8 protein-coding genes are annotated in these 7806 nt (G+C 66.7%); 5 read left to right on the plus strand and 3 right to left on the minus strand.

Annotated elements, in window-relative coordinates:
* Positions 1 to 120: 120 nt before the first annotated feature.
* Together AC5JJ6_RS32365 and AC5JJ6_RS32370 are read right to left on the minus strand one after the other, a co-directional pair.
* Entirely contained in the window at positions 121 to 2649 is a 2529-nt protein-coding gene (locus AC5JJ6_RS32365; protein ID WP_496045992.1) for an ABC transporter permease, read from the minus strand.
* Between the two features lie 10 nt (positions 2650 to 2659).
* A complete protein-coding gene (locus AC5JJ6_RS32370) occupies positions 2660 to 3403 on the minus strand; it encodes an ABC transporter ATP-binding protein (RefSeq protein ID WP_084721226.1) in 744 nt (247 codons plus the stop codon).
* A gap of 40 nt (positions 3404 to 3443) precedes the next feature.
* Here AC5JJ6_RS32370 and AC5JJ6_RS32375 point away from each other — a divergent pair, with 40 nt between their 5' ends.
* From AC5JJ6_RS32375 to thpR, 4 genes are read left to right on the plus strand one after another with little or no spacing between them, the layout of a single operon-like run.
* Complete coding sequence (locus AC5JJ6_RS32375) at positions 3444 to 4121, plus strand: arylesterase (RefSeq protein WP_496045993.1); 678 nt, start codon at positions 3444 to 3446, stop codon at positions 4119 to 4121.
* A complete protein-coding gene (locus tag AC5JJ6_RS32380; protein WP_496045994.1) occupies positions 4118 to 5269 on the plus strand; it encodes an FIST signal transduction protein in 1152 nt (383 codons plus the stop codon). The genes AC5JJ6_RS32375 and AC5JJ6_RS32380 overlap by 4 nt, the downstream gene beginning before the upstream one ends.
* 26 nt (positions 5270 to 5295) lie before the next feature.
* Positions 5296 to 6339 (plus strand): NADP(H)-dependent aldo-keto reductase, encoded by a 1044-nt coding sequence (locus tag AC5JJ6_RS32385; protein ID WP_496045995.1) that lies wholly within the window; start codon positions 5296 to 5298, stop codon positions 6337 to 6339.
* Between the two features lie 34 nt (positions 6340 to 6373).
* Positions 6374 to 6946 carry an RNA 2',3'-cyclic phosphodiesterase gene (gene thpR / locus AC5JJ6_RS32390; protein WP_496045996.1) on the plus strand — a complete coding sequence of 191 codons (573 nt, stop codon included), beginning with the start codon at positions 6374 to 6376 and terminating at the stop codon, positions 6944 to 6946.
* Positions 6947 to 6950: 4 nt separating this feature from the next.
* On the opposite strand, the gene AC5JJ6_RS32395 is transcribed toward thpR, so the two are convergent.
* On the minus strand, positions 6951 to 7184 hold the full coding sequence (locus tag AC5JJ6_RS32395; RefSeq protein ID WP_496045997.1) for a hypothetical protein: 234 nt from the start codon (positions 7182 to 7184) through the stop codon (positions 6951 to 6953).
* Positions 7185 to 7500: 316 nt separating this feature from the next.
* On the opposite strand from AC5JJ6_RS32395, the gene AC5JJ6_RS32400 reads away from it, so the two are divergent.
* Positions 7501 to 7806, plus strand: a 306-nt coding sequence (locus AC5JJ6_RS32400) for an Rrf2 family transcriptional regulator (RefSeq protein ID WP_496045998.1), incomplete at its 3' end; no start/stop codon positions are given.

The raw sequence follows: 7806 nt of genomic DNA on the forward strand, positions 1-7806 counted from the left end.
TCATCCAAAAACCCGCTGTGAGTCTTTCATTTTGATGAAATGCTACTCAACGGTATTGGCTCTAGACCGACCTACACGGCGAAAAGTGTTCTCACAGTTCATTTCTTCCGGCTCTTGGCTTCAGTCGTTCCGCAGCAGCGGCGCCGCCGGCTGGCCGAGCGCCCGCCACGTGCCGATGAAGCCGAAAGCCAGCGTGATCGCGGTGCAGATGACGGCGGTGGACAGCACCGCCGACGGCAGGAAGGTCCATTCCCAATCCATCACGTGGACCAGCACCGCCCAGGCGGTCAGCGTGCCGATGGCGCCGGAGATCGCCGCCGTGATGAGGCCGAGCAGGCCGTATTCGACCAGGAAGGCCTTGAGCACGTCGGCGCGGGTGGCGCCCAGCACCTTCAGCACGACCGCGTCGTAGACCCGGCGCCTGTGACCGGCGGCGACGGCCCCGGCCAGCACCAGCGTTCCGGCCAGCAGCGTGATGGCCGCCGTGACGCGGACGGCGGTGCCGATATTGGCGAGCAGTTCGTTGACGGTGTCCAGCGCGTCGCGGACCCGGACCGACGTGATGTTGCCGAACCTGTCGGTGACGGCGCGCTGGATCAGCGGTTCGGCATCGGGCGTGGCGCGGACGGTGGCGAGGAAGGTCTGCGGCGCCCCTTCCAGCAATCCTGGAGAGAAGATGATCGTGAAGTTGATGTTCATGGTGGAGAAGTCGATGGCGCGGATGCTCGCCACCTCGGCCGTGATGTCGCGGCCCAGCACGTTGACGGTCAGCGTGTCGCCCAAGCCGATGCCGAAGGCTTCGGCGATGTCGGCATAGATCGACACCAGCGGCTTGCCCTTGTAGTCCTCCGGCCACCACTGCCCGGCCGTGATCTCGGCATCCTCCGGCGGCGGACCGGAATATGTGACGCCCCGGTCACCGCGCAGCACCCAGGCGTGCTCGGGGTTGACCAGCGCCTTCTCCGCCTCCACCCCGTTCGCCTTGGAGATCCGGCCGCGCAGCATCGGCACCTCGCGCAGATCGCTGGCCCCCTCGACGCCCAGGACGGTGCTGTTGAAATCGGCGCGCTGGTTCGGCTGAATGTCGATGAAGAAATAGGCGGGGGCGTTCTTCGGGATGCTCTCGTTGACGCGGGCGGAGAAGTTGCCCTCGATCAGGGCGATGGCGACCAGCACGGTCAGGCCAAGGCCGAGCGACAGGACGACGCTGCCGGTCGGGTTGCCCGGCCGGTGCAGGTTGGCCAGAGCCAGCCGGAAGCCCGGATTGCGCGGCCTGCCGACGCGGGCTGCTCCCCAGGTAACGCCCGTCGCCGCGAACCGGAAGGCCAGCAGCGTCAGGAACGCACCGCCGACGAACCACGCCGCGAACGCCTTTTCCTGCGCCGTCACGATCGCAAGCGCCGCAAGGGCTGCCCCGGACAGGAGCCCCGCCGCCAGATAGAGGCCGCGCGGACGCCCCGAGGCCGGGGAGACGACATCGCGGAACAGGGCGCCGGCGGGGACTTCCCGCGCCCGCCCGAGCGGCCAAAGCGAGAACGTCAGCGCCGTCAGCAGGCCGAAGGCCGCAGCGATGGCGAGGCCGCCGGGATATATCCCGATGCGCGCCGTGATCGGCAGCACGTTCGCCAGCGCCGCCGCCGCGATCAGCGGCGCCACAGCACCGATGACGAGGCCGAGCAGGATGCCGAGGGAGGCCAGCACCAGGATCTGGAGCAGGTAGGCCTGGAACACCAGCGGACCGGGGGCGCCCAGGCACTTCAGGGTCGCGATGGTGGCGATCTTGCCGTCGAGATAGCTGCGCACGGCGTTGCCGACGCCGACGCCGCCGACCAGCAGCGCCGTCAGCCCGACCAGCGTCAGGAACAGGGTGAGGCGACCGATGAAGCGCTCGATCTGCGGGGCGGCGTTGGTGAAGTCGCGCACCCGCCAGCCGGCATCGGGGAAGCGGCTCTGAAGATCGTTCTGCCACGCCTGAAGATCGGTGCCCGGATTGAGGCCGATCTTGTAGTTCCAGTAGATCATGCTGCCGGGCTGGATCAGGCCGGTGCTGTCCAGCGATTTGAGGTCGATCAGCAGTCGCGGCCCCAGGACGAAGCCGCCGGACGCGGCGCGGTCCGGTTCGCGCTCGATCGTGCCCCGGATGCGGAAGGTCGTATCGCCGACCTTGACGGTGTCGCCGACCTTGACGTCAAGGCGCTGGCGGACGGTCTCCTCGACCACGGCGCCCCAGACGCCGTCCCGCTGCCCGAGTGCTTCGTGGAGATCGCCGCCCTCGCGGAGCGTGAAGGCGCCGTAGAGCGGGTAAGGGTCGTCGACCGCCTTCAGCTCGACCAGGGTCGAGCGGGCGCCGTCCTCCCGCCTGGCCATCGAACGCGCTTCGACCGCGACCGACACGCGCCCCTGTGAGTCGAGATAGGTCCGCTCCGCCTCCCCGATCGGGTTGTAGAGGACGCGGAGCGCCACGTCGCCGCCCAGGATCGCCCGCCCGTCGGCCCGCAATCCCTCGATGATGCCGCCGGACAGCGACTGCACCGTCGCGATGGCGGCAACACCCAGCGTCAGGCAGGCGAGGAAGATGCGGAAGCCCTTGAGGCCGCCGCGAAGCTCGCGCCGGGCGATGGTCCAGGCGATCGACAGCGTATTGTTCATGGGGAAATTCTCAGACGCCGGAGGCGAGGATGGGACGCAGGTTGGCCTTTGTGCCGTCGCGGCTCTCGATCAGGCCGTCCACCAGCCGGATCGCGCGGTCGCAGCGGGCGGCCAAGGCAGGATCGTGGGTGATCAGGACCAGCGTGGCGCCCCGGTTCTTCGCCAGATCGAACATCAGGCGGATGACCTGCGCGCCGGTCTCGCCGTCCAGGTTGCCGGTGGGTTCGTCGGCCAGCAGCAGCGACGGTTCGGACGAAAAGGCGCGGGCCAGTGCCACGCGCTGCTGCTCACCGCCGGAAAGCTGGCCGGGGTAATGGGTCGTGCGGTGCTTGAGGCCGACGGCCTCCAGCCCGGCATGGGCACGCTCGAAGGCGTCCCTGCGGCCGGCGAACTCCAGCGGGATCGCGACGTTCTCCAGGGCCGTCATGGTCGGGATCAAGTGGAACGCCTGGAACACGATGCCGACATGGTCGCGGCGGAAACGGGCCAGCTTGTCCTCGTCCATTCCGCCGAGATCGTGGCCTGCCACCCGAACCAATCCACTGGTCGGACGTTCCAGGCCCGCCATGATCATCATCATGGTGGACTTGCCGGACCCCGAAGGCCCCACCACGCTGACCGTCTCGCCGCGTCCGACCGACAGGTCGATGCCACGCAGGATGTTGACGGGACCGGCGGCACTGGCCAGCTTTAGGTGTACGTCGGCCAATTCGACGATCAGGTCACCCCGAGATACAGCATCGGAATTCGCCATGGGTTTTCCAGACATTCATGAAGGCTCAAGCGGATATGGCTTGTGTCGCCGGCTTTTCAACGCGGTTGCGAAGGCGGCATCCGTCGCGGCGCTGGGGTTGGGAGTGGCGATGACGCCTGTCGCGGCGGCTGAGCCGGTCAAGATTCTGGCGCTTGGCGACAGCCTGACCGCCGGCTACGGCTTGCCGGAAGCCGACGCCTTCACCACAAGGCTCCAGAAGGCGCTGAAGGACAAGGGCTATGACGTCCAGGTGATAAACGCCGGCGTTTCCGGCGATACCACGGCGGGCGGCAGGGCGCGGCTGGACTGGGCGCTAGGCGATCAGCCAGATGTCGCGGTGGTGGAACTAGGCGCAAATGACGGGTTGCGCGGCCTCGATCCAGCCTCGACGCGGGAAAATCTGGATGCCATTCTTACCACGATGAAAGAGCGCGGAGTCCCGACCCTGCTGGCCGGGATGTACGCGCCGCGCAATCTGGGGCGGGAGTACGGCGACCGCTTCAACGCCATATATCCGGAACTCGCCGCGAAACATGACGTGCCGCTCTATCCTTTCTTCCTGGAGGGGGTGGCGCTGGACCCTAAGCTTAACCAGGAGGACGGGATGCATCCCAATGCCAAGGGTGTCGCGATCGTGGTGAATGGCATTTTGCCGCACCTGACCGCCCTGATCGACGGTCTTCCCGGAGCGGCCGATACGGGAGCAACCGGCAAATGAGCGGGCGTGACGCGCCGACCGGCGCCCGCTTCGCATCGGCCGTGGGAACCGGCGAGGACTGGCGCACGACGGTCAAGGCCTGCCTGGACAAGCTGGGTCCGGTCGATGGCTGCAACCTGGGCTTCCTCTACATCTCCGACGAGCTGGCCGCCGACGCCGTCAGCATCGTGACGCTGATGCGCGGCGTCACCGGCATCAAGGAGTGGGTCGGCACGGTCGGCATCGGCATCTGCGCCACGGGTGAGGAACTGTTCGGCAAGCCGGCCATCGCCGTGATGGCGGCGCAGTTCGAGCCCGGCAGCTTCCACCTGCCCGCCCCCATCACCGAGAGCATCGAGGGCTTCGCCCCCGAGACGGCGGAATGGCTGAAAGGCCACGGTCCGGTGCTGGCGCTGGTCCACGGCGACCCGCGCAATCCCCAGACCCACGACATCATCCCTGAGCTGTCCGATGCGCTGGGCGGTTTCCTGGTCGGCGGGCTGACGTCGTCGCGGACCAATTACGGTCAGTTCGGCGGGCGTCCGGGCACCGCCCCGGTGATCGAGGGCGGCGTGTCGGGCGTGCTGTTCTCCAGCGACGTCCCGGTCGCCACCGGCCTGACGCAGGGCTGCACGCCGATCGGGCCGGTCCACAAGATCACACGGGCACAGAACAACATCATCGTCGAGATCGACGGCAGACCGGCGCTGGAGGTCTTCAAGGAGGATATCGGCGAGCTGCTGGCGCGCGACCTGCGCCGGGTCGCCGGCTATATCTTCGCCGCACTGCCGATCACTGGGTCGGACACCGGCGACTATCTGGTGCGCAATCTGGTCGGCATCGATCCCAACCACGGGCTGATCGCCATCGGCGACATGGTCGAGCCGGGACGCTCGATCATGTTCGCACGGCGCGATCTGGCGAGCGCCCAGGCCGATCTGGAGCGGATGCTGTCCGTCATCCAGAAGCGGCTGAAGGGGCCGCCGCGCGGCGGCGTCTACGTGTCCTGCCTCGCCCGCGGACCGGCACTGTTCGGCGACGATAGCCAGGAGTTGAAGACGATCCGGGACACGCTGGGCGATTTTCCGCTGGTCGGTTTTTTCGCCAACGGGGAGATTTCCCACAACCGGCTTTACGGCTATACCGGCGTACTCACCCTCTTCCTGTAAGTTTAAGAAGTTCTACAAGGAATACCATGGAATACCGGAGACTGGGCCGCACCGACGTGCAGGTCAGCGCCATTTGCCTTGGGACGATGACCTGGGGGCGGCAGAACACGGAGGCCGAGGGCCACGCCCAGATGGACTATGCGCTGGAGCGCGGCGTCAATTTCTGGGACACCGCCGAGATGTACGCGATCCCGCCGATCGAGGAGAGCTACGGTTCGACCGAGAAGATCATCGGCACGTGGTTCGAGCGCCGGGGTGGCCGCGACAAGGTCGTGCTGGCGAGCAAGGCGATCGGCCGGGCACCCGGCGGCTTCGGATGGATCCGCGAAGGCAAGGCCCGGCTCGACCGCGACAACCTCGTCCGCGCCGTCGAGGACAGCCTGTCCCGGCTGAAGACCGACTACATCGACCTCTACCAGTTCCACTGGCCCGACCGCACCACCGCCCGCTTCGGCGCGCGCGGCTACAAGGGGGGAGACGACGCGGAAGCGACACCGATCGAGGAGACGCTGCGGGCCGCCGACGATCTCGTGCGGTCCGGCAAGGTCCGCTTCATCGGCCTGTCGAACGAGTCGCCCTGGGGCACGATGACCTTCCTGCGACTGGCCGACCAGCTTGGCCTGCCCCGCGTCGTCAGCGTCCAGAACGCCTATAACCTGCTGAACCGCAGCTACGAGGACGGTCTGGCCGAGGTCTCGGTCCGCGAACAGGCCGGCCTGCTAGCCTACTCGCCGCTGGCCGCCGCGACCCTGACCGGCAAGTACCTGGACGGCGCTGTTCCGCCCGGCACCCGCCGCGCGCTGGACCACCGCAAGTCGCGCTACGACAAGGTCAACGCCGATCCCGCAGTCCGCGCCTATCTGGACATCGCCAAGCGGCACGGCCTGGACCCGGCGCATCTGGCGCTTGCCTTTGTCAACCGGCAGCCCTTCGTGACCTCCAACATCATCGGCGCCACGTCGATGGAGCATCTGAAGACCAACATCGATTCCATCGAAATCAATCTGTCGGACGAGGTGTTGAAGGAGATCGAGGACGTCCACGAAAGGCTCCCGAATCCCTGTCCCTGAGACCTTAAAGACGCCGCCTGTCGGCTGAAGCACCATGATCCGTTTGTTCGTAGCCCTGGAACTGCCGGAAGCCGTCCGGGAACGCCTTGCCGGCCTCGGCGGCGGCGTCCCCGGCGCCCGCTGGACCGAAATCAATAACCTGCACCTGACCCTCCGCTTCATCGGCGAGGTCGAGAACGGGCTGATCCCGGACATAGACGAGGCTCTGGCGGGCGTCTCGGCGCCCGACTTCGACCTCGTGCTCGACGGCGTCGGCCAGTTCGGCAGCGGCAGCCGGTCGCGCATCCTGTGGGCCGGGGTGGAGCGCAACGAGGCGCTGTTCCACCTGAACCAGAAGGTCGAGTCGGCGCTGGTGCGGGCGGGACTGCCGCCGGAAGAACGCCGCTATACGCCGCACGTGACGCTCGCCCGGCTGCACAGCTCCCCCCAGGAGCGCGTCGGGCGCTTCATCGAGGACCGCGGCCTGTTCCGCGCCGGACCGATCCCGATCGGGCACTTCACCCTGTTCGAAAGCCGTCCGGGACGGAGCGGGGTCGTCTACGACCCGTTGCGGGACTATCCGCTGGAGCAAGCTTCGGAACGCAACTTGTTGGAACCTGGGAGATGATCCCTCAGGCTTGGGCGCAATTCCTGGTTTGGATCGTGCGAGCCTGATCGAGCTCTTCGTCGGTGAACTCGACCCCGTACATCTCCTGCGCCTCTTCAGGCGTAGCAATGGCGTCGGCAATGACGCTCATGGCCGAACGCACGGGGGACTTGCGCATGAATCCAGCGGGATCATGCCGATGGCCTTCGTCGATGTCGTGCGCGACAGCCTCGGAAATCTCGATATATTCAAGCGTCATGCCAGCAAACCCTTGCTAAAAAGATAGTCTTCCAGCCGCTCAATTTCCGCCGGAGAGGTATTATCGGCGGGCCTTAGCATGCTCGCAGGAAGGTCCGGAAGGGCGAAGCGGCGGCCGATGACTGCCCTGCGAGATATGCAGCGTCAGCGCGGCGGAATGCCGCACCCTTTTCCGTATCCCTAAAATGCCCCAGGAATGCGCTGGGTCTTTCTTCGTCCCAGCCGAAAGGCGTATGATAAGGCTGCCAAGCACCTTGACATCCCAGCGCGGCTCATCACTTAATCAGTACCAGATTGGTACGGATTGAGGCGCCGGGATGATCAAGCTCAGCAAGATGACGGACTACGCGGTGATCGTGATGGCGCGGATGGCGCGTGACGGCGCCTGCGTCCAGACCGTTCCTCAGCTTGCAGAGCGCACCGGCGTCCCCGCCCCCACCGTCGCCAAGCTCATGAAACTGCTGGCTCCGGCCGGCCTGATGGACTCCCATCGGGGCGCTGCCGGTGGCTACAGCCTGACGCGGGCGGCGGAGGGTATCTCGATCGCCGAGATCATCAGCGCCGTGGACGGGCCGATAGCGCTGACCGCCTGCGTCGATGGCGCCGAAGGGCATTGCGACGTC

The sequence above is a fragment of the Skermanella sp. genome, assembly GCF_059503625.1.

Coding starts and splice junctions, on each gene's coding strand:
- AC5JJ6_RS32370 (WP_084721226.1), bottom strand. CDS start 3,403: ATGGCGAATTCCGATGCTGTATCTCGGGGTGACCTGATCGTCGAATTG.
- AC5JJ6_RS32395 (WP_496045997.1), bottom strand. CDS start 7,184: ATGACGCTTGAATATATCGAGATTTCCGAGGCTGTCGCGCACGACATC.
- AC5JJ6_RS32380 (WP_496045994.1), top strand. CDS start 4,118: ATGAGCGGGCGTGACGCGCCGACCGGCGCCCGCTTCGCATCGGCCGTG.
- AC5JJ6_RS32365 (WP_496045992.1), bottom strand. CDS start 2,649: ATGAACAATACGCTGTCGATCGCCTGGACCATCGCCCGGCGCGAGCTT.
- AC5JJ6_RS32385 (WP_496045995.1), top strand. CDS start 5,296: ATGGAATACCGGAGACTGGGCCGCACCGACGTGCAGGTCAGCGCCATT.
- thpR (WP_496045996.1), top strand. CDS start 6,374: ATGATCCGTTTGTTCGTAGCCCTGGAACTGCCGGAAGCCGTCCGGGAA.